At 38.5% G+C, this 20883-nt stretch carries 22 protein-coding genes and 3 pseudogenes; 23 read left to right on the top strand and 2 right to left on the bottom strand.

The window, feature by feature from the left end:
- Positions 1 to 24: 24 nt before the first annotated feature.
- A complete protein-coding gene (locus tag F4V44_RS10385; protein WP_396897496.1) occupies positions 25 to 396 on the bottom strand; it encodes a rhodanese-like domain-containing protein in 372 nt (123 codons plus the stop codon).
- Between the two features lie 303 nt (positions 397 to 699).
- Between F4V44_RS10385 and F4V44_RS10380 the strand changes: the two genes are divergently transcribed.
- The 5 genes and pseudogenes from F4V44_RS10380 (at position 700) to F4V44_RS10360 (ending at position 6072) form a co-directional block, all read left to right on the top strand.
- Positions 700 to 1539, top strand: a complete 840-nt coding sequence (locus tag F4V44_RS10380; RefSeq protein WP_150439915.1) for a lipoate--protein ligase family protein — start codon at positions 700 to 702, stop codon at positions 1537 to 1539.
- Between the two features lie 359 nt (positions 1540 to 1898).
- Positions 1899 to 2717: pseudogene (locus tag F4V44_RS10375) on the top strand (ribonucleotide reductase N-terminal alpha domain-containing protein); the annotation flags it as partial.
- 329 nt (positions 2718 to 3046) lie between these two features.
- Positions 3047 to 3667, top strand: a pseudogene (locus tag F4V44_RS10370) (vitamin B12-dependent ribonucleotide reductase); the annotation flags it as partial.
- Positions 3668 to 3919: 252 nt separating this feature from the next.
- Positions 3920 to 5041 (top strand): annotated as a pseudogene (locus F4V44_RS10365) (vitamin B12-dependent ribonucleotide reductase); the annotation flags it as partial.
- A gap of 125 nt (positions 5042 to 5166) precedes the next feature.
- A complete protein-coding gene (locus F4V44_RS10360; protein ID WP_150439913.1) occupies positions 5167 to 6072 on the top strand; it encodes a patatin-like phospholipase family protein in 906 nt (301 codons plus the stop codon).
- Between the two features lie 145 nt (positions 6073 to 6217).
- On the opposite strand, the gene F4V44_RS10355 is transcribed toward F4V44_RS10360, so the two are convergent.
- Complete coding sequence (locus F4V44_RS10355) at positions 6218 to 6607, bottom strand: SA1362 family protein (RefSeq protein WP_396897490.1); 390 nt, start codon at positions 6605 to 6607, stop codon at positions 6218 to 6220.
- Positions 6608 to 7062: 455 nt separating this feature from the next.
- Here F4V44_RS10355 and F4V44_RS10350 point away from each other — a divergent pair, with 455 nt between their 5' ends.
- From F4V44_RS10350 to F4V44_RS10265, 18 genes are all read left to right on the top strand, one after another.
- Positions 7063 to 7584: a YqhR family membrane protein gene (locus tag F4V44_RS10350; RefSeq protein WP_150439911.1), complete on the top strand. Its 522-nt coding sequence runs from the start codon at positions 7063 to 7065 to the stop codon at positions 7582 to 7584.
- Positions 7585 to 7753: 169 nt separating this feature from the next.
- Positions 7754 to 8815: a M24 family metallopeptidase gene (locus F4V44_RS10345; RefSeq protein WP_150439910.1), complete on the top strand. Its 1062-nt coding sequence runs from the start codon at positions 7754 to 7756 to the stop codon at positions 8813 to 8815.
- A 28-nt stretch (positions 8816 to 8843) separates the two neighbouring features.
- Complete coding sequence (gene efp / locus F4V44_RS10340) at positions 8844 to 9401, top strand: elongation factor P (RefSeq protein WP_150439909.1); 558 nt, start codon at positions 8844 to 8846, stop codon at positions 9399 to 9401.
- A gap of 359 nt (positions 9402 to 9760) precedes the next feature.
- A complete protein-coding gene (spoIIIAA, locus tag F4V44_RS10335) occupies positions 9761 to 10684 on the top strand; it encodes a stage III sporulation protein AA (protein ID WP_150439908.1) in 924 nt (307 codons plus the stop codon).
- A gap of 1 nt (position 10685) precedes the next feature.
- On the top strand, positions 10686 to 11201 hold the full coding sequence (gene spoIIIAB, locus F4V44_RS10330) for a stage III sporulation protein SpoIIIAB (RefSeq protein ID WP_150439907.1): 516 nt from the start codon (positions 10686 to 10688) through the stop codon (positions 11199 to 11201).
- Between the two features lie 17 nt (positions 11202 to 11218).
- Positions 11219 to 11425, top strand: a complete 207-nt coding sequence (gene spoIIIAC / locus F4V44_RS10325) for a stage III sporulation protein AC (protein ID WP_009794945.1) — start codon at positions 11219 to 11221, stop codon at positions 11423 to 11425.
- Between the two features lie 14 nt (positions 11426 to 11439).
- Positions 11440 to 11829 carry a stage III sporulation protein AD gene (spoIIIAD, locus tag F4V44_RS10320; protein ID WP_150439906.1) on the top strand — a complete coding sequence of 130 codons (390 nt, stop codon included), beginning with the start codon at positions 11440 to 11442 and terminating at the stop codon, positions 11827 to 11829.
- A gap of 96 nt (positions 11830 to 11925) precedes the next feature.
- Entirely contained in the window at positions 11926 to 13125 is a 1200-nt protein-coding gene (spoIIIAE, locus tag F4V44_RS10315) for a stage III sporulation protein AE (protein WP_150439905.1), read from the top strand.
- Positions 13126 to 13137: 12 nt separating this feature from the next.
- Positions 13138 to 13764, top strand: coding sequence for a stage III sporulation protein AF (spoIIIAF, locus tag F4V44_RS10310; RefSeq protein WP_150439904.1), 627 nt, complete (start codon positions 13138 to 13140; stop codon positions 13762 to 13764).
- Complete coding sequence (spoIIIAG, locus tag F4V44_RS10305; protein ID WP_150439903.1) at positions 13761 to 14435, top strand: stage III sporulation protein AG; 675 nt, start codon at positions 13761 to 13763, stop codon at positions 14433 to 14435. The genes spoIIIAF and spoIIIAG overlap by 4 nt, the downstream gene beginning before the upstream one ends.
- Complete coding sequence (locus tag F4V44_RS10300; protein ID WP_150439902.1) at positions 14436 to 15026, top strand: SpoIIIAH-like family protein; 591 nt, start codon at positions 14436 to 14438, stop codon at positions 15024 to 15026.
- A gap of 223 nt (positions 15027 to 15249) precedes the next feature.
- Positions 15250 to 15762: an acetyl-CoA carboxylase biotin carboxyl carrier protein gene (accB, locus tag F4V44_RS10295; protein ID WP_150439901.1), complete on the top strand. Its 513-nt coding sequence runs from the start codon at positions 15250 to 15252 to the stop codon at positions 15760 to 15762.
- Positions 15763 to 15778: 16 nt separating this feature from the next.
- The gene (gene accC, locus F4V44_RS10290; protein WP_150439900.1) at positions 15779 to 17134 is read left to right on the top strand and encodes an acetyl-CoA carboxylase biotin carboxylase subunit; all 1356 of its coding nucleotides are present in this window, start codon (positions 15779 to 15781) and stop codon (positions 17132 to 17134) included.
- A gap of 17 nt (positions 17135 to 17151) precedes the next feature.
- The gene (locus F4V44_RS10285) at positions 17152 to 17559 is read left to right on the top strand and encodes an Asp23/Gls24 family envelope stress response protein (protein ID WP_150439899.1); all 408 of its coding nucleotides are present in this window, start codon (positions 17152 to 17154) and stop codon (positions 17557 to 17559) included.
- A gap of 184 nt (positions 17560 to 17743) precedes the next feature.
- Positions 17744 to 18133 (top strand): transcription antitermination factor NusB, encoded by a 390-nt coding sequence (gene nusB, locus F4V44_RS10280; RefSeq protein WP_150439898.1) that lies wholly within the window; start codon positions 17744 to 17746, stop codon positions 18131 to 18133.
- A 39-nt stretch (positions 18134 to 18172) separates the two neighbouring features.
- Complete coding sequence (gene xseA / locus F4V44_RS10275; RefSeq protein ID WP_150439897.1) at positions 18173 to 19516, top strand: exodeoxyribonuclease VII large subunit; 1344 nt, start codon at positions 18173 to 18175, stop codon at positions 19514 to 19516.
- 6 nt (positions 19517 to 19522) lie between these two features.
- Entirely contained in the window at positions 19523 to 19756 is a 234-nt protein-coding gene (locus F4V44_RS10270; protein WP_150439896.1) for an exodeoxyribonuclease VII small subunit, read from the top strand.
- Between the two features lie 3 nt (positions 19757 to 19759).
- Complete coding sequence (locus F4V44_RS10265) at positions 19760 to 20647, top strand: polyprenyl synthetase family protein (protein WP_150439895.1); 888 nt, start codon at positions 19760 to 19762, stop codon at positions 20645 to 20647.
- Positions 20648 to 20883: the final 236 nt, after the last annotated feature.

Genomic DNA, 20883 nt, shown 5'->3' with positions numbered 1-20883 from the left:
TATTTGTAATGAAACATTATTTTGTTATTTTGCTTTAATTCTTCCCGTCCATTTTTTAAACCCGCCTTGGAGATGGGAAAGATCCTTATAACCCTTTTTGTATAGAAATTGAGCTGCACGGGCACTTCTTGACCCGCTCTGGCAATAAAGATAAACAGGCTTGTCCGGACGTAATTCTTTCATTCGCATTTTTAGTTGTGATAGTGGAATATTTCTCGCACCTAAAATATGTCCAGCTTCATATTCATTTGGCTCACGAACGTCAATCAGCTGTGCTTTTCGGTACCCTTCTCGAAACTGTTCCTCAGTTAACGTTTTTAGGATTTTTCGCTGCTGAAACCAATTAAAGCCAATATAAGCTAAGGTAGCAACAATAAGAATGAGTAGGATATAGATTGTATCCAAAGTGTTTTCTCCTTTCAAGCTAAGCTATGCAATTTATCTCTCACTAACGGGCAGTATGTCGACTGTAGATGTGAGGAAAAGTGGAAGATAACTACCCGTAATTGGTTTGATAAAGGTTCAATTCATTGTCAGAGGCAATAGAGAACCTCATCAATGAAAGATTCTTTTATCATTATATAGTTCTTTCATTATACTAGTAAAGGAGAATACAAAAAAATTTAACAGGTAATCCTCTTTGTTTTTAATGGTAATTTTGTTAGACTAAAAAGGTTGAAAAAAAGATAGAATGGTGGCATGAAAATGGAGGAAGTATGGAGATTTATTGATTCAGGTAACGGATCAGCAGCTTTTAACATGGCGCTTGACGAGGCATTGCTTGAATGGAACAGCAAGGGTGAGTTCCCTCCGGTTATCCGATTTTATGGGTGGAATCCAGCAACTCTTTCTATCGGATATTTTCAAAAAGTTGAGAAAGAAATCAATATAGAGGCTGTAAGAGAGCAAAAACTCGGTTTTGTCCGCCGTCCGACAGGAGGCAGAGGTGTATTGCATGAGCATGAACTTACGTATAGTGTCATTGTTCCGGAATCACACCCGAAAATGCCGCATTCCGTTACGGAGGCTTACCGTGTTATTTCAGAGGGAATTTTAAAAGGGTTTCATCAGCTTGGATTAGAAGCATATTTTGCTGTGCCAACCTCTTCACAAGAACGTGAGTCATTAAAAAATCCTCGGTCTGCCGTATGTTTTGATGCACCAAGCTGGTATGAGCTTGTTGTTGAAGGTCGTAAAGTCGCTGGGAGTGCACAAACAAGACAGAGAGGAGTTATTCTTCAACATGGTTCCATTTTACTTGATTTGGATGAGGATAAGCTTTTTAGTCTTTTTATTTATCCTAATGACCGTGTGAAGGAACGTATGCAGAAGGCTTTTAAAAGCAAGGCTGTTGCAGTTAATGATATAAGTTCTGTGCGGGTTTCTCTAGAGCAGGCAAAGGTCGCTTTTAAAGCAGGTTTTGAAGAGGGGTTAAATATCAAGCTCGAGCCATATGAACTGTCTGAAACAGAAATGGATTATGTGAAGAAAATTGCTTCCGAACGTTATGAAAATGATGAGTGGAATTTTATGAGATAAGGAGGGACCTGCATATTTGCAAGTCCCTCTTGAATGGAAAATAAAGGTATCTGTGGGTTCGATTGGTTTAAAGAAGTGCAAGTTTGAAAATAAGGCGAAATTTATTATATTTAGGCAGAAATTGAACACAAACTCTATTATTCTCTCATTTCTCTTTTATTTTGTGTTTGACAAAATGAAGCTTACTTGACCTTAAATCAATATGTTGTGTCGTATAAAATATTTATAACACTATATATTGATTTTGCGAGTGTCGTATGATAAGTTTAGATTACTTTGATTAAAATGACTAACAAGAGATTCAATTGGTTGATAGCAACGAGAATTAACATTGAATCTATTTTTAAGGAGTTGTATATATGTCTGTTGCCCTAGGAAAAAAAATGAATTTGGATGCAGAACGATTAAACAAAGACATTGAGCTTTTTCCTCAAGTTCATCCGATTACCCCAGATATGAAAATTACTCACAAAGGGGTCTCCCGTCTTGTTATGCTTGATCGTTATACGTTCAAGGATACTGAGAAAATTACTTTAGCAAGTGGAGACTTTGTTGTCCTCACCATCAAAGAAGATCCTAAATTTCCTGCCCGTGGTCTAGGTTATATTCTTGATATTGATTGGGAAAAGAAGACTGCAAGAGTGCTGGTTGAAGAAGAATTCAGAGGGGTTCTCGATGATCCTGAAGAGTCTAAGACAGGGATTATCAGACGTCCTTTAGATGTGATTGAGAAGCCGCTTGAAGTCTACTACGAGCAAATCGCAAAGCGTAATGCAACCGGTTTGGCTTCAGTAGAAGAAACAGAAGAAAAGAGACAAGAATGGTTTGAAAAGTTCTATCAAGAATTAGTGAGTCTAAACTTTATTCCGGCTGGACGAGTATTATACGGAGCTGGTGCTGGAACAGATGTAACGTATTTTAACTGCTATGTGATGCCATTTGTTCAAGATTCACGCGGCGGTATCTCAGAACACCGCACAAAGGTAATGGAAATCATGAGCCGCGGCGGCGGTGTTGGGACAAACGGTTCAACCCTAAGACCACGCAACACGCTGGCAAAAGGTGTAAACGGCAAATCCTCTGGATCTGTATCATGGCTAGATGATATTGCGAAATTGACTCATTTAGTTGAGCAGGGCGGGTCCCGTAGAGGAGCCCAGATGATAATGTTAGCGGATTAAGACAGTGTTGATGCACTAGTCCGCGTCGTTCAGAAAATGAACGGCTAGAAAATCGGGTGAATTGCAGGGAAATCCTTAGAGACTTACGTGCTACAACGTGACTGGAAACGGTGAGCGTGAATGCTTAAAAAACGTAAGTATTGGAAAATCTGCAGCCAAGCGTCATAGGGCTAAAGGTTATGGCGAAGGTTCAACGACTAGAGAGTGAGTCCCAACAATAAACTCTCATAAGCGCCCGACCCCTAACAGGTAAAGCTGAGGGTGATGATATAGTCTAGTCCGTCTGCTAATGCAGAATAAATATCCTGAAAAGGACGGTAATTACGTGGCATCCAGACATTATGGAATTTATTATCTCGAAAATGCAGAATCCACGCATTTTGCGATTCTTAATTGAAAGTACCGAAGATGACAAAATTAAGAAGCTTGCACAGGACAAGCTGAAATTTACTCGCTTAACAGAGCAAGAAAAAGCGATGTACCAAGGAATTATCAATTATAAAAATATTCCTGGTTACGGCGGCTTCAGTGAAAGCATTATTGCACATGCAGAAGAAACATTAGCTGTTGGAGGAACATACTCGGTTAATAATCCTGAGTTCTTAACAGGAGCAAATATTTCCGTTTGTTTAACAAAGGAATTTATGGAAGCTGTTGAAAATGATACCGATTATGAGCTTCGTTTCCCTGATACGGAAAGCTACAGCGCTGAAGAAATGAAAATTTATAATGAAGAATGGCATAAAGTAGGCGATGTTCGCGAGTGGGAAAAGATGGGCCATAAAGTTCGTACGTATAAAAAGATTAAAGCAAAAGAGCTTTGGAATCTAATCAATATTTGCGCAACTTATTCAGCAGAGCCAGGCATTTTCTTCATCGATAATGCGAATGATATGACAAATGCTCAAAGCTATGGTCAAAAGGTAGTTGCAACAAATCCGTGTGGTAGAGTAGCTTAGTTTGCCTCACGTTAAAAATTGCGGAATAAAGCGGGAAGGCTGAGATTGCTAATCCGAACCGAAGGCTAGCAGTAAAGTGTTAGTCAGGGGCAACGCATAGATCGTGAACCTGCAAAGCAGAATATAATCGATCCACGAGGCCGCAACATTTTTCTTTTGGGAAATGAAAATATATGCTGATCTTACAGAAATTCAACTGTAAGAACTAGGGGATAAAAAGCCTCTAGGATAACAATAATGGAACAACCTCTTGCACCATATTCTGTTTGTAACCTTGCTGCGGTTAACTTAGCAGAAATGGCTGATAAAGAAACAAAAACAGTTGATTTTGAAAAGTTAAAGAGAACGGTTGAAGTAGGCGTACGTATGCAGGATAACGTTATCGATGCGACACCATACTTCCTTGAAGAAAATAAAAGCCAAGCACTTGGCGAACGTCGTGTCGGCCTTGGCGTCATGGGCTTACATGACTTGTTGATTTACTGTGAGACAGAATATGGTTCTGAAGCTGGTAATAAGCTTGTTGACGAAGTATTTGAAACGATTGCGACGACGGCTTATCGTGCATCAGTAGAGCTGGCGAAAGAAAAAGGCAGCTTTCCATTCTTAACTGATGAAAAAGAAGAAGAAACAAACCGTTTGCGTCAAGCGTTCATTGATACAGGCTATATGAAGAAAATGCCTGAAGACATTAGAGAATCTATTCTAGAGCACGGAATTCGTAATTCCCATTTATTAACTGTTGCTCCGACTGGGTCTACAGGTACAATGGTAGGTGTGTCAACTGGTTTAGAGCCTTACTTCTCCTTCTCATATTTCAGAAGCGGAAGATTGGGTAAATTTATTGAAGTAAAAGCTGATATTGTTCAGGAATATTTAGCGGAGCATCCAGAAGCAGATGAGGATAATCTGCCACATTGGTTCGTCACAGCTATGGAGCTTGATCCAGAAGCACATGCTGATGTACAATGTGTCATCCAGCGCTGGATTGACAGCTCCATCAGTAAAACGGTTAATGCACCAAAAGGATATAGCGTTGAACAAGTAGAAAAAGTGTACGAGCGTTTATACCGAGGCGGTGCAAAAGGCGGAACCGTATATGTTGATGGTTCTCGTGATGCACAGGTTCTTACACTAAAAGCGGAAGAAAACCATTTCGATGATACACATGAGCATAAAAAAGAAAAGCCAAAGCAGCATGTGGTATTACTTGATACAATCAACGATTTACGCTCAACATCTGTAACGATTGGATCAGAGGTTGGCGATACCTGCCCTGTTTGCCGCAAAGGCACAGTAGAAGAAATTGGCGGCTGCAATACTTGTACAAACTGCAATGCACAATTGAAGTGTGGTTTATAATAAGTTAATACTTTGAGAAAGGGCGGAATTTCCGTCCTTTTTCTTTTTTTTGATTGTCCATGGTACTATCCATACCAACTCCAGATTAAAAATGTAGTAACAAATACAAAATAGGAGTGGCTGACATGTATATAGATGGTGTCTTTTCTGGAGGGGGTATTAGAGGAATTGCCTTAATCGGTGCAATCGAGGAAATTGAAAAAAGAGGATACCAATTTGCACGTCTAGCGGGAGCTAGTGCAGGTGCCATTATTGCAGCCTTTACTGCGGCTGGCTATAACAGCAAGGATATTTATAATTTTATTGCAGAAATGGACTTAACTAATCTGTTGGATGAACGTAAATCATTTCTGCCTTTTTCTATAACAAAATGGGTTGCTTTGTATTGGACACTTGGACTATATAAAGGAGATGCACTTGAGTTTTGGCTGGAAGAAATATTAGCAAGAAAAGGAGTGCGTACGTTCGCTGATTTACCAGACCAGAAATTACGATTCATCGCATCTGATATAACAAATGGCAGGCTTATAGTCATACCAGATGATTTACAAAAATATGGCTTAGATCCTCAATCCTTTTCCGTTGCCAGAGCCGTTCGTATGAGCTGCAGCATTCCTTACTTTTTCGAACCAGTACGTTTAAAGGTTGACAGGGAAACCAATATTATCGTAGATGGTGGAGTATTAAGTAATTTTCCTATCTGGCTGTTTGAGGATGAGCACAATCAAAGAGAAAGACCAATCATTGGCATCAAGCTTAGTCCCAAAACGGATGAGATACCAAAAAATAAGATTGAAAATGCCATTCAATTATTTAAGGCTTTATTTGAAACAATGAAGGATGCCCACGATGCACGCCACATAGCCAGCAAACAGGAGAAAGATATTATTTTTATTCCTTCCACAGGCGTGTTTGCAATTGAATTTGATTTAACAGATGAAATGAAACAGCGTCTTGTGCAGCAGGGAAGAGAGTGTGCAATTAAATTTTTCAATTCTTGGAGATACGATCGAAAGTTTAAAGTCATTTAACTTTATTCAGCAAATGTTTTTTGTACCGAAAGCTTGCGGCAGGTACAGAAATCCTCCACATTTACAGGTGGGGGGTAAAACCCTTGCTGAATAAAGTTAAGTCTCCGGTAAATGTCTCGAATTTGCTAAAATAAAAAACCAAGTCTCAAAAGAATGAGGCTCGGTTTTTCTTTTTTCCTTTTTTTCCTTCAATGACTGTCAGTTGAGGATTAGACTGATTTTTTCTTGCTCTTAATTTTTTAATAGAAGTTAAATTATTTGCTTTTTTCTTAGGCTGACTTGGTTCCTTCTGGTTATGTCTTTTAACAGATCTTTTCGCCGCTTTAACAAAAGCTCGTTGCTCACGTTTAGCAGGGCTTGGTTTGTATAAGCGTCTGATCAGAAAGAATATGACAGCTCCAATCACGAGCATGACAGCGATTCCTTGGAAAAAACCGGCAGGATCTGTAAAGAGTTTAGATGCCACCCCAATGACCGCCAACATAATAAGCCCAATAACAATAGAAAACGAAATCCGATTTTTCAAGAAAGCCACCTCCCTATGAGCATGATGAGCACTTTTTCTGATTTTTAAACTTCATTTAAGTAGAAAACACCATATTTATACAAATAATTCTGATTTATTTATGTTTCTCTTTATTATATAAGAATATTCGGAATAAACAACTAAAAACCCTTTAAAAAAATGAAGTTTTAATTCTTTTTTTAGAGGTATGACAAGATAGATAAAAGGAAAGATTTATAATATACATAATATAAAGAAATCAGGGGTTTGTGAGAAGATTCATCTTATTTTATATATATATTTTACATCAAAAATTCCAAAACTACCATCACCTGTGTCAAATCAAAATAATTTCTGATTGTATTTTGGGCTATAAAGAAATAAGTATATAAAAATAATAATTTCTCGTTATTTAACGATTATTTTATTCCAGAAGATGTAAGGATAACAGTATATGGGACATACTAAGTTTGGAGGTGTTTTCAATGGCTAAAGAAAAGTTAGCAAGAGAGGAAATGAAAGAAAAACCAATGTCGTTTATGACACTTGTTGTACTAACAGGATTAATAGGCGGTATTTTTTTTGCTTGTTTAGCATACTTAGCTTATGTCTTTAACTTTACGGAGATTCCGCCCCGTGTCATATTAGAACCTTGGGCATTAGGGGACTGGAAAAAAAGGTGGCTTGGAACGGTCATTGCCATTATTTTAATTGGGGTCCTTTCGATTGTTGCGGCACTTCTTTATTATGCAACCTTAAGAAAGTTCAACAATATCTGGGCTGGGATTGCTTACGGACTTGTTCTTTTTCTCCTTGTATTTTTTGTATTAAACCCCATTTTTCCTGGGATTCATCCATTTAATAAGATTGATTTAAATACGATGGTTACTTCCATTTGTTTGTATGCATTGTTTGGTCTATTTGTAGGCTACACCATTTCATATGAAGAAAATGAAATTAACAGCAGCAAAAAAGAAGAAAAAGAAGAAGAAGCAACGGCAACATAAAGAAGGCTTCCATCATGAGGGCAATCCTTTTTATATTGTGAATGAAATGTCTTATGGTAAAATGTGTATAGTAAGAATTGACAATGAGGGTGTCCTTTAAGATGTCCGGCATCCATAACAGTGGAGCCGGCATTTTAAGACACCTTTGTACGTTAAAGGAGAGGATTAATTGGAAAAAATAGAAAAACTCCGAGCTGCGATTGAAATTCAAGGATTGGACGGCATATTAATTGCAAGTCCGTATAATCGGCGTTATGTATCTAATTTTACAGGTACTGCCGGCGTTGTCTTAATTAGTCTCGATAAAGCTGTTTTTATTACAGATTTTCGTTATGTAGTGCAAGCTTCTAAACAATGTAAAGGTTTTGACATTGTCCAGCAAAAAAATAGTATTCCTGAAGAAATAGCCAGCCAGGCAGCTTCTATGGGGATTAAAAAGCTTGGATTTGAACAAGACTATGTTACATACTCCACCTTTAAAGAATTTGAATCGGTGATTCAAGCTGAACTGGTACCTGTTTCTGGGATTATAGAAAAATTACGCTTGATTAAGACGGAAGCAGAGATTAAGATATTAAAGGAAGCTGCCGAGATTGCCGATGCAGCATTTACGCATATTTTACAATTTATTCATCCAGGAGTTTCTGAGCTTGAGGTATCGAATGAATTGGAGTTCTTTATGAGAAAAGCAGGCGCTGCTTCATCCTCTTTTGATACGATTGTAGCATCAGGTTATCGTTCTGCTCTTCCGCATGGAGTGGCATCAGATAAAATCATTGAATCTGGCGATTTTGTTACATTAGATTTTGGTGCTTATTATCATGGATATGTCTCAGATATTACGCGAACGATAGCGGTTGGACAACCAGATGCTAAATTAAAGGAAATATATGAAATTGTTTTAGAAGCGCAAAAACGTGGTGTTGCTGGTATTAAGCCGGGAATGAGCGGAAAAGAAGCAGATGCTATAACAAGAGATTATATTACGGAAAAAGGATACGGGGAATATTTTGGTCATTCAACTGGTCATGGAATTGGACTGGAAGTACATGAAGGCCCGGCCTTATCGTTCAAGTCGGATCTTGTCCTTGAACCAGGGATGGTCGTGACAGTTGAACCAGGTATTTATATTCCGGGATTAGGCGGTGTTCGGATTGAAGACGATACCGTGATCACCTCAAAAGGGAATGAAACGCTGACCCATTCAGAAAAAGAACTCATTATACTATAACTTCATTATTTTAGGAGGATTTTTTTATATGATTTCAGTTAATGATTTTCGTACAGGCTTAACAATAGAAGTGGACGGAGGGATTTGGCGTGTATTAGATTTCCAACACGTTAAACCGGGTAAAGGTGCAGCGTTTGTTCGTTCTAAGCTTCGTAACTTACGTAATGGTGCTATCCAGGAAAAAACGTTCCGTGCGGGTGAAAAAGTAGCCAAAGCTCAAATTGATAATCGCAGAATGCAATATCTTTATGCAAATGGTGATCAACATGTGTTCATGGACCAAGAATCATATGATCAAATTGAATTATCAGCTGCAGCAATTGAATACGAATTAAAATTCTTAAAAGAAAACATGGAAGTGCACATTATGTTATATCAAGGTGAATCTCTTGGTGTGGAACTTCCAAACACAGTGGAATTGGAAGTAACAGAAACTGAACCAGGTATTAAAGGTGATACTGCCTCTGGTGGTACAAAGCCTGCAACACTTGAAACAGGTCTTACAGTACAAGTACCATTCTTTGTTAACCAAGGAGACCGTTTAATCGTTAACACAACTGATGGAAGCTACGTTTCAAGAGCTTAATTAAATATAAATAAACCAAAAAAGCAACAGCCTAATAAGGCCGTTGCTTTTTTGGTTTATTTATATATGTAGTGTTTGATTACAAGCTCTTCTTCTCCTTTTAAAAAGGTTATGTTAACGAATACTGTTGATACGTCAGATTTTTGACTCATCCGTGAGAAATGTCCATTTCTCACGCCTTTCAGCACAGCTGAAAGGTCACTTCATAACCATACAGCTTTAGATGAGTCAAAAATCAACCTTGTTAATAAATACAGCTTTTAAAAAAGAACTCTTATAAAACAAGGTCATATTGTGGTCAAGCAGGCATACATTTTAATGAGTGCCATTCATTCAAGTAAAGGAGGAGGAAAGTCAAAGTGGAAGTAGTTCTGTCATTTTTACCTAAAAATATCTCCAATCAAATCAAGCAAATCCCTCCTATCGAAATGAAAGAGATAGAAGAAATTCGTGTCCGAGTTAATCGGCCTTTGGAAATTTCCGTAAGAGGTACTGCGCGGTTCTTTCCCTATACTGTTAGACCGGAGGATGCGATACATTTACTCAATAAAATTAGTCATTTCTCCATTTATGCTCTTGAAGAGGAACTAAAGCGCGGGTTTATAACGATTGAAGGGGGACACCGGGTTGGGCTTGCAGGTAAAGTGGTTCTGGAAGCCGGCAGGGTAAAAGCGATTAAAGAGATTTCATCCTTCAATATTCGGATTGCAAATGAAAAAATCGGCATTGCTGATAAGCTTATAAATAAAATCTATGCGGAGAACTGGCTTCATACCATGATTATCGGTCCGCCGCAAACAGGTAAAACGACAATGTTAAGGGATATTGCCCGGATCATTTCAAGTGGTGACGAGAACGGCAGATTTAAAGCAGCAAAGGTCGGGATTGTCGATGAACGTTCAGAGATTGCCGGATGTGTGGCCGGGATTCCGCAAATGTCTTTTGGTCCTAGAGTAGATGTTCTAGACGCTTGCCCGAAAGCAGAAGGAATGATGATGATGATTCGCTCCATGAGCCCAGATGTCCTTATTGTTGATGAAATTGGCAGGAAAGAGGATACAGAGGCGATACTAGAGGCTGTAAATGCCGGGATTAAGCTTATGATGACGACTCATGGTGACTCATTTAATGAAATTCACAAGCGCCCAACATTAAAAGCCATTTTACAAGAAGGGATTTTTCAGCGCTTTATTATATTAAGCCGTGATAACGGACCTGGCACGATTACAAGTATTATGGATCAGGATGGCAGAGAGTTAAGCTCTAAAGTGAGAGTGACCTAAGGTGCTAAAAATTATTGGAGCTATCTTAATCATTCTTGCAACGACCTGGACCGGTTTTGAAGCGGCTAAACAATTATCAGAACGCCCGAGGCAGCTTCGTGCGTTAAAAACAGCACTTCAATCATTAGAGGCTGAAATTATGTACGGCCATACGCCTCTCCATGAAGCATCAAGGAGATTAGCGGCCCAGCTTCCTCGTCCAATCAATGATTTTTTTTCAATATTTTCTATAAAACTGACGGAATCTGAAACGATGGTCCGTGATGCTTGGGAAGGCAGCTTAAAAGAAGTATGGGGGCAGACTGCTTTTAAGAAAAATGAATTTGAAATCATGAAGCAATTTGGTGAGACATTAGGGCGGCATGATCGGCTATCCCAGCAGAAACAAATTATGCTTACCTTGACCCATCTAGAAAGAGAGGAAAGTGAAGCGCGCGAAAAGCAAGCCAGGTATGAAAAAATGGTCAAAAGTATTGGATTTCTAGCGGGTCTATTACTAAGCATTTTATTAATGTAGCATGAGGGGGAAAAAGAATGGGGCTAGAGGTTGATATTATCTTTAAGATTGCTGGGGTTGGGATTGTAGTTGCTTTTTTACATACAATCCTTGACCAGGTTGGGAAAAAAGAGTATGCCCAATGGGTGACTTTATTTGGTTTTATCTACATTTTATTTATGGTGGCATCCATTGTGGATGATTTATTTCAAAAAATTAAATCGGTCTTCCTATTCCAAGGCTAAAGGGGGGATTTGCGATTGAAATTTTTCAAATAATTGGAATCGCTCTTGTTGCGACCTTCCTTGCCTTAATTATAAAAGAACAGAAACCTAATATTGCTTTTCTTCTGATTGTTTTTACTGGATGCGCCATTTTTTTATTTTTAGTCGATCAAATTTATGCCATTATTTCCATGATTGAGAAAATGGCTCTCAATGCAGGAGTTAATTCTGTGTATGTAGAGACTATTTTAAAAATAATCGGAATCGCTTATATAGCAGAATTTGCTGCCCAAATCTCGAAGGATGCCGGACAAGGTTCAATCGCTTCTAAGATTGAGCTAGGTGGAAAGATATTAATCCTTGCTATGGCTATCCCTATTTTGACTGTTTTGGTAGAAACCATTATCAGTTTAATACCCAATTAAGCAGTGATTTAAAGCGTTACTTGAATTTGCTCAGGGGGTTTCCTTGGAGACCAGAAGCTTCAAGGAGTCCCGAGAGTTTCTAGAGAGGTGAAAGAAATGAAGCAGCGGTTAGCCATCATTCTACTATTCTATATCATCTCGTCCTTTCTCCTCATCCCTAGTGTACAAGCCTCACCGCAGGAAGAGAGTCCAATCACGGAATCTGGCATCCAGGATATGGTTGATTCCCAGTTGGAATCCTTAAATTTGGATGAACTGAAAGGTTTTTGGGAAGACATCATGAACGAGTATGGCGGGTTTTTGCCAGAAAGTCAAAAAGGCAGTCTTTATGATTTTGTAAAAGGAGAGAAGGAATTTTCATTAAAGGAATGGTTCACCGGTGCTATGAAATATGCATTTCATGAATTTATTGCCAATGGAAAGCTTCTCGGGACTCTTGTCATGCTGACTGTTTTTAGTATGTTTTTACAGTCATTACAAAATGCATTTGAAAGTGGGACCATCAGTAAAGTAGCCTATGCAGTTATTTTCATGGTATTAGTCATTATTGCTTTGAACAGTTTTCATGTGGCAGTTACTTATGCGATGGAAGCCATACAGACGATGACCAGCTTTATTATGGCTCTCATCCCTATGTTGCTTGCATTAATTGCCGCTTCAGGAGGGCTTGTGTCAGCGGCCTTTTTTCACCCCATCATCTTATTTTTAATGAATATGAGCGGAGTTTTCATCCAATATGTTGTGCTGCCTTTATTATTTCTCGCAACGCTTTTAAGTGTTGTCAGTGCATTAAGTGATCAATATAAAGTGACACAGCTTGCTAACTTGCTTCGTAATGGAAGTATAGCCCTCTTAGGTTTATTCTTCACTGTGTTTCTTGGTGTTATTTCCGTTCAGGGTGCATCAGCAGCGGTTACAGACGGGATTACACTCAGGACCGCGAAATTTATTACCGGCAACTTTATTCCAGTAATCGGCCGGATGTTTACAGATGCGACAGATACGGTCCTTAGTGCTTCGGTGTTGTTAAAAAATACGGTTGGGATAGCTGGTGTTGCTATTTTACTAATCATTGTTGCTTTCCCCGCTTTGAAAATATTGATCGTTGCCTTAATTTATCAGTTTGCAGCCGCCATTTTGCAGCCGCTGGGCGGCGGTCCAATTATTAAGTGTCTTGATATTATCGGGAAAAGTATTATTTATGTATTTGCCGCTCTATCAATTGTTTCTCTTATGTTCTTTCTAAGTATAACGGTCATTGTTGCTGCGGGTAATTTGACCATAATGGTTAGGTAAGGGAGGTGCTGCATGGAGTTTATTAAAGAATGGGTAACGAACATCATTTTATTTGTACTATTTGCGATGATGATCGACATGCTGCTCCCCAATTCAAAGTTTCAAAAATATACAAAAATGGTCATTGGTTTGTTGTTAATCGCTATTATATTAACCCCCATTTTTAAATTGATTTCCCAGGAGTTTGAGACAACGATGGCTTCTATTCCAGAATGGGGAGAGACAAGTGAGAATCAGATAAAAAATTTAATAGATTCACAGAAAAATGAAATACAAGCCTCACAAGATGCATATATTTTAAAACAAATGGCTGTCCAGCTGAAAGAGGACGCAGAGGAGGAGTTGATGGATCAATACGGTTTAGTGATTACAGATCTTAACTTATTAACAGATGAAGATAATCAACGCCCTTTCCCTGAGAATTTGCAGAAGGTAGTCATACAGCTGCAGGAACATAGTGAAGAAACAGAAGTAGTAGAAGCAGTCAAGCCAGTAGAGATTAATACTACTGAACCGCTTGTACCGGAAGAAAAAACAGAAAACAGCGAAAATATACTTCAACTCCTTTCCCAAAAGTGGAGTATTGATGAGAAAGTAATTGAGCTTCAAATAGAAGGGGGGGGCAAGTCATCGGAATGAAACAAGAAAAAGGACCTTTCTCATGGTTGAAAAAACAATTTTCAAAAGAAGCACAGGGAGAAAATAAAAAGGGCAAATATCCCTATCTAGTTCTAGTCGTTTTATTCGGGGCAGGGATTATGCTTGTTGGTAATCTTTTTATGGGTGGTGTATCAGGCCAGAATGCACTGCCGGCTTTTAATAATAGTAATAATAATGAAAATCAACAAGAGGATGTTGAAACATTTGGTCAAAGTAAATCTTCGGGTAATAGTGTAATAGAGGATTACGAACAAGCTTATGAAACTCAAATAAAAGAGGCGCTTGATTCCATTGTTGGTGTCAGTGATGTAACGGTTGTAGTAAACGTAGATTCAACGGAGAAAAAGGTGTTTGAAACCAATACAAAGACCCAGACTCAAGTGACAGATGAAACAGATAGAGAAGGCGGTAAGAGAAAAGTGGAGGACACTTCTTCTGATGAACAGCTTGTCATCATTCAGGATGGAGAAAAAGAGGTTCCGATTGTCATAGAAACGAAAAAACCGGAAATTCGGGGTGTCCTCGTAGTGGCAAAAGGTGCTGAGAACATTCAAGTGAAAAAGTGGATAAAAGAGGCTGTAACTAGAGTACTAGATGTTCCGGATCATCGCGTTTCTGTTTTACCGAAGAAAACGAAGGGGGATTCGTAAATGTTATTAAAAAAACAAACAGTATGGTTATTAACAATGCTGAGTTTGGTTGTAGTTTTATCGGTTTATTACCTTACCTCACCTGAACAGCAGCAAAATGAGCTAGCGGCCATTGGGGAGAAAGAGAGTACAGAGGAGAAAGAGAGTGCAGAAGAGACAAATAAGACAAATGAGGAAAGTACCGGTGATGCAGTATCGAGCGGTGCACAAGAGGATGCAGAAATTATTACAAATGCTGCCGGAGATGAGGCTTTTGAAACACTGCGTATGCAGCTGCAGGATGAACGCAGTCAAATGAAAGAGGATTTAACAAAAAGGATTGCATCCACGGATCTTCCTGTAGAGGACCGCAGTGAAGCAAAAGAACAAATGGATGAGTTAAACGAAATTGCTCAAAAGGAAATTTTACTAGAAACATTAATTAAATCAATGAATTACGAGGATGTATTGGTTCGTGCTGATGGTGACCAAGTAAATATTACAGTGAAAGCTGAAAAACAATCGCGAACAGAAGCAAATAAAATCATCCAAACAGTTAGAAGTGAATTGGGGCCTTTACACGCAGTCGTTGAATTTCAAATGGCAAAATAAGTTTCATTTTTATATGTAAGAGAGAAAGGATAGAACTTTCTCTCTTTTTTGAATTTTAAAAAGGAATATGACACGATTTATCGAAGATAGACTCATAATCAGAAAGAGTTGTCTTTTTAGCAGGTCTTATCGTATGATATTAGTATCTGGTTACATAAGGCTGAATTAGAATTTTATGGTCTGCCTAAAGACAGGCGACTATTTGAACAGGGGGCATTTTAACATGTTAAAAGTGCAGGAAATCAGAGAATTAATCAAGCTTATTGATCACTCATCAATCGAAGAATTTACTTTTGAACATGACGGCTCAAAAATCAAAATGAAAAAAAATACAGGCACGTCAGTTAGTGTGGTTAAAACGGTTGGACAACCAGTGGAAATACCTTCAGCGGAGGTTGTACACAAGCCGGTTGTACAAGAGGTGCCTGTTGAAAAAGCTGCAACGGTAAATGCAGAAGTTATACAGGAGAAAGTAGAAATCGAATCAGTAACAGATCTACATAAAATTACTTCGCCTATGGTTGGAACTTTCTATGAATCACCAACACCTGATACAGATGCATATGTAAAAGTCGGTTCAAAGGTTTCAAAGGATTCCATTGTTTGTATTGTTGAAGCGATGAAGCTGTTCAATGAAATTGAAGCGGAAGTGGAAGGCGAAATTGTAGAAGTACTAGTTAAGAATGGACAGTTGGTAGAGTTTGGACAACCGTTGTTCCTAGTTAAGCCTGAATAAGGAGTTGCACAGAAATATGATTAAGAAATTATTGATTGCTAACCGAGGGGAAATCGCGGTAAGAATTATCCGTGCTTGTCGTGAACTAGGGATTGAATCAGTAGCTGTATACTCTGAAGCTGATAAAGAAGCACTTCATGTTCAGCTTGCAGATGAAGCCTACTGTATCGGACCAACTGCATCAAAAGACAGCTATCTAAATGTAACGAACATTATTAGTGTAGCAAATAAAACGGGCTGTGATGCCATTCATCCAGGATATGGGTTCTTAGCAGAAAATGCTGATTTTGCGGAATTGTGCCGTGATTGTAATATTATCTTTGTAGGACCTACCCCTGAAGCCATTTCTAAAATGGGTACAAAGGATGTTGCTCGTGAAACAATGAGAGAAGCTGGTGTACCAATTGTTCCTGGTTCTCAAGGAATTATTAATACAATTGATGAAGCCATTGAACTTGCTAATAGAATTGAGTATCCTGTGATTATTAAAGCGACAGCTGGCGGAGGCGGTAAAGGCATTCGTGTTGCTCGTGATGAAAATGAGTTAGTCAAGGGAATAAACATTACGCAACAAGAAGCGATGACGGCATTCGGAAACCCTGGTGTATATATTGAAAAATATATCGAGGATTTCCGGCACGTTGAAATACAAGTATTAGCTGATAATTATGGAAATGTGATTCATTTAGGAGAAAGAGATTGTTCCATCCAAAGAAGACTTCAGAAACTGGTCGAAGAAACACCATCACCAGCCTTAGATGGTGAAATTCGTGAAGAAATGGGTACAGCAGCGAAAAAAGCTGCAAAAGCGGTTGATTATACAGGCGCAGGCACGGTAGAATTTATTTATGATTACCGCAATCGCAAGTTTTATTTTATGGAGATGAATACACGCATTCAGGTTGAACATCCTGTAACGGAAATGGTGACTGGAACGGATTTAATTAAAGAACAAATTTTAGTTGCTTCCGGAGAAAAGTTAAGTTTAACGCAAGAGGATGTTGAGTTTAACGGATGGTCGATTGAGTGTCGGGTCAATGCAGAAAATCCGGAAAAGAATTTTATGCCTTCTCCAGGAAAAATTAACATGTATCTAGCACCAGGTGGATTAGGAGTACGAGTTGATTCTGCAGCCTACCCAGGTTATGCCATTCCGCCGTACTATGATTCAATGATTGCAAAGGTAATCACATATGGAAAAACTCGTGAAGAAGCTATTGCCAGAATGAAAAGGGCTTTAAGTGAATTTGTCATTGAAGGTGTTCATACGACTATTCCGTTCCATCTTAAATTGCTTAGCCATGAAAAGTTTATTAATGGCGAATTTAACACAAAATTCTTGGAATTACATGATGTAATGAAATCAGTGTAATAATAGGAGGTACCAGAATGAGCGTAAATAACATTCTAGAAATGAGTCCGGGAAGCAATAATCTTGGTAAAGTGGAAATAGCGCCTGAAGTTATTGAGGTAATCGCTGGAATCGCTGCATCAGAGGTTGAAGGTGTGGCGCAAATGAGAGGAAATTTTGCTTCTGGAGTTGTTGAACGTCTAGGAAAAAAGATTCATGGAAAAGGTGTTAAGGTGGAATTGCTTGAGGAAGGAATTAAGGTGGATATCTATTGTGTGATGAAATTTGGGGTTTCCATCCCAAATGTTGCACAAGGTATCCAAGATAATATTCGTCAGGCTTTATTAGATATGACAGCTTTGGAAACAGTTGAGATAAATGTTCACGTGGTAGGAATTCAGTTTGAAAATAGCAGCCAAGAACCAGAAATAGAAGACGAAATGTAATCAGAAGATACCAAGGACACAATGTCTTTGGTATTTTTTCTTCATAAAATCCTGAGAGAAGTGCGAATACTTTCTAGATATGCTATTATCGTGTTATGTGAAAATTGGACATGAAGTGTAGACAGAATAAACAGAGATGAATGAAGTGTTTACACATTACATACTAAAGGAGTTATAGAACGTAATGAAAAGAAGAACTGCTAGAGAAAAGGCGTTACAGGCAATCTTTCAAATTGAAATGAGTCAACCAACAATCGATGATGCACTTGAACATGTACTCGAAGGAGAGCCAAACGATCCTTATTTGATAAAACTTGTGAACGGTGTAGTAGATCATATGGAGGAAATAAATAAAATTATTTCTAACCATTTAGAAAAATGGACACTTGAACGTTTAGCAAATGTTGATCGCAATCTATTAAGGTTAGCTGTTTATGAACTGCTTTATTGTCAAGATGATGTACCGGCAAATGTTATTATGGATGAGGCAATTGAAATTGCGAAGATATACGGTGATGATCAATCAAGTAAGTTTATTAACGGAGTTCTTTCAAAGGTGAAAAACTCTCTATAAGAACTTCAGATTGTCTAGTTCAGGTAGAAGGAGTTTTTTTTGATGGAGCAGCGCTTTTTAACGGTTACGGCGTTAACCAAATATATAAAAAGAAAATTTGATGTTGATCCCCATCTCCAAGACGTGTATGTCAAAGGGGAAATATCAAATTATAAGCAGCATTCGAGCGGCCATATGTATTTTACATTGAAGGATGAGAAGGCTAGAATTTTGGCCGTTATGTTTTCAAGCGCGAATAAGAAATTAAAATATTCACCTGAAAATGGAATGAAGGTCTTGATTCGCGGCAGTGTGACTGTGTTTGAGTCAAGCGGTCAATACCAAATCTATGTGAAAGAAATGCAGCCGGACGGAATTGGTGACCTGTATTTAGCTTATGAACAGCTGAAGGAAAGACTGGCTAAAGAAGGATACTTTGAAGCAGAACATAAAAAAAGACTGCCCAAATTTCCTAATACAGTTGGTGTCGTTACGTCACCAACAGGTGCTGCTATCCGTGATATCTTAACGACAATTAAAAGACGATATCCGATTGCAAAAGTATTGATTTTTCCTGCTCTTGTACAAGGTGAACAGGCCGCTCCTTCGATTGTATCTGCTATTAAACAGGCTAATGACAAGGTAAATCAAGTAGATGTATTAATTATTGGCCGCGGTGGAGGCTCCATTGAAGAATTATGGGCATTCAATGAAGAAATAGTTGCAAGAGCTATTTATGAATCCCATGTGCCAATAATATCCGCTGTTGGTCATGAAACAGATTTTACGATTGCGGATTTTGTTGCTGATCTCAGGGCGCCAACTCCAACCGGTGCTGCTGAATTGGCTGTTCCTCATGTAGATGAATGGGCTGAAAGAGTCTTAACAAGACAAACTCGCCTCATTCGAGCAATTAAAGAGAAGCTAAGTCTGCAGACGAGCAAGCTGGAACGAATTGAAAAGTCTTATGCTTTTCGTTATCCACACAGACTGTATGAGCAGAAGCTTGAGCAGCTCGATAAAAGAACAGAGCAGCTAGTATACAATTCCCAAAAGCTTTTTGCTGTCAAAAGCACACAGCTGGAGCAGGTGGAAAAAAGGCTCGCTCGTAATCATCCTGATGTCAGGCTTGCGGAAGCATCGATATATTATGAAAAGTCAATGAAATCATTATCAAAGGCAATGAAGTCCATTCTCGCCAAAAAAGAAGCTGATTTTTCAAATCTAGTTTCTACGCTTGAAGCTTTAAGCCCATTAAAGATCATGGACCGTGGGTATAGCCTTGCTTATAGTGACGACGGCAAACTGTTAAAAAGCACGAAGCAGGTGCAAATAAATGAAACCGTACGTATCAAGCTGTCAGATGGAACGCTAATGTGTAGTGTGACTGACAAAGAGGAGTGAAGAAAAATGCCGGAGGAAAAAGCAATAACCTTCGAAGAGGCAATGGAGCAATTAGAGACAATAGTAGAAAGGCTGGAAGAAGGCGATGTGCCGTTAGAAGAAGCTATTTCTATCTATAAAAAAGGAATGGAGTTGTCCAAGCTATGCCATGATAAGCTTAAAAATGTGGAAGAACAGTTGACGCAAATCTTAACAGCAGATGGTCATAAAGAAGTCTTTTCCATTCCGGAGGAGGAGTAAATATTGTCAAGCCTACATTTAGATACCTTTGCCACTAACTATAAACAATTACTTGAAAATCACCAACGAAAAAGTATTAATCGATTACAGGCACCTCCTGTCCTGAAGGAAGCAATGCTTTACTCTTTAGAAGCGGGTGGGAAAAGAATAAGGCCGCTTTTGTTGTTTGCGACGCTTCATGCTTTTCAAAAAGATCCTGAGATTGGTTTAAATGCGGCGGCGGCAATTGAAATGATTCATACTTATTCATTAATCCATGATGATTTGCCGAGTATGGATAACGATGACTTAAGAAGAGGGAAGCCAACAAATCACAAAGTATTCGGTGAAGCAAATGCCATCCTTGCGGGTGATGCTCTTTTAACATATAGTTTTCAGCTTATAGCAGAATCGCCGAATGTTTCGATGGAGGCAAAAATGACATTAATTCAGCTCTTAGCACAAAGTGCAGGTGCTGAAGGGATGGTTGCTGGACAAGTAGCTGATATGATTGGCGAAGAAAAAGAATTAAATTTGGAAGAGCTGGAGTATATTCATATTCATAAAACTGGCAAAATGCTAACCTGCAGTGTTTTAGCCGGTGCAATCTTAGCTTGCGTCAGTGAAGAAGAATATGATTGGCTGGAGCGTTTTTCCCATCATTTAGGTCTGGCGTTTCAAATTCGTGATGATCTCCTTGATATCGATGGAGATGAAGAAGTGATTGGGAAACCAGTTGGCAGTGATGAAGGAAATCATAAAACAACCTATCCATCATTGCTTGGCATAAAAGGAGCTCAAGACGAACTTATGAAGCAGATTCAATTTGCGAAAGACTATCTAATGAAAATCAATAAAGATACACAATTATTGCAATCCATAACGGACTTGGTAGAAAATAGAAACCATTAATCCTATTTCATTTGTTAAAATAGAATGAGTGCAGATTTTATGAGAGAATACCGTTATCACTTCATATGTGTTAGCGGTTATTTTTTCAACATTTAGCTGTAACTATACGCTTTTTAGAAAATCGTTTGGAAAATCGGTTCTGATAATGTAATCTTATGTTATATTGAAATAACTGAGCTAACCTAGATGTAATATCCTTTTTTGATTCGGGAAAAAGGTTATGGCCGTGGCTTATG

Origin of the sequence: Niallia endozanthoxylica (assembly GCF_008710145.1) — a bacterium.
GTDB classification, from domain to species: domain Bacteria; phylum Bacillota; class Bacilli; order Bacillales; family Cytobacillaceae; genus Bacillus_BD; species Bacillus_BD endozanthoxylica.
This window is presented reverse-complemented; position numbering and strand designations above follow the sequence as displayed.

Excerpts from the sequence above, each read along its gene's own strand:
- F4V44_RS10380 (WP_150439915.1), top strand. The coding sequence starts at position 700 with ATGAAAATGGAGGAAGTATGGAGATTTATTGATTCAGGTAACGGATCA.
- F4V44_RS10360 (WP_150439913.1), top strand. The coding sequence starts at position 5,167 with ATGTATATAGATGGTGTCTTTTCTGGAGGGGGTATTAGAGGAATTGCC.
- F4V44_RS10350 (WP_150439911.1), top strand. The coding sequence starts at position 7,063 with ATGGCTAAAGAAAAGTTAGCAAGAGAGGAAATGAAAGAAAAACCAATG.
- efp (WP_150439909.1), top strand. The coding sequence starts at position 8,844 with ATGATTTCAGTTAATGATTTTCGTACAGGCTTAACAATAGAAGTGGAC.
- spoIIIAC (WP_009794945.1), top strand. The coding sequence starts at position 11,219 with ATGGGGCTAGAGGTTGATATTATCTTTAAGATTGCTGGGGTTGGGATT.
- spoIIIAE (WP_150439905.1), top strand. The coding sequence starts at position 11,926 with ATGAAGCAGCGGTTAGCCATCATTCTACTATTCTATATCATCTCGTCC.
- spoIIIAF (WP_150439904.1), top strand. The coding sequence starts at position 13,138 with ATGGAGTTTATTAAAGAATGGGTAACGAACATCATTTTATTTGTACTA.
- spoIIIAG (WP_150439903.1), top strand. The coding sequence starts at position 13,761 with ATGAAACAAGAAAAAGGACCTTTCTCATGGTTGAAAAAACAATTTTCA.
- F4V44_RS10300 (WP_150439902.1), top strand. The coding sequence starts at position 14,436 with ATGTTATTAAAAAAACAAACAGTATGGTTATTAACAATGCTGAGTTTG.
- accB (WP_150439901.1), top strand. The coding sequence starts at position 15,250 with ATGTTAAAAGTGCAGGAAATCAGAGAATTAATCAAGCTTATTGATCAC.
- accC (WP_150439900.1), top strand. The coding sequence starts at position 15,779 with ATGATTAAGAAATTATTGATTGCTAACCGAGGGGAAATCGCGGTAAGA.
- F4V44_RS10285 (WP_150439899.1), top strand. The coding sequence starts at position 17,152 with ATGAGCGTAAATAACATTCTAGAAATGAGTCCGGGAAGCAATAATCTT.
- nusB (WP_150439898.1), top strand. The coding sequence starts at position 17,744 with ATGAAAAGAAGAACTGCTAGAGAAAAGGCGTTACAGGCAATCTTTCAA.
- F4V44_RS10270 (WP_150439896.1), top strand. The coding sequence starts at position 19,523 with ATGCCGGAGGAAAAAGCAATAACCTTCGAAGAGGCAATGGAGCAATTA.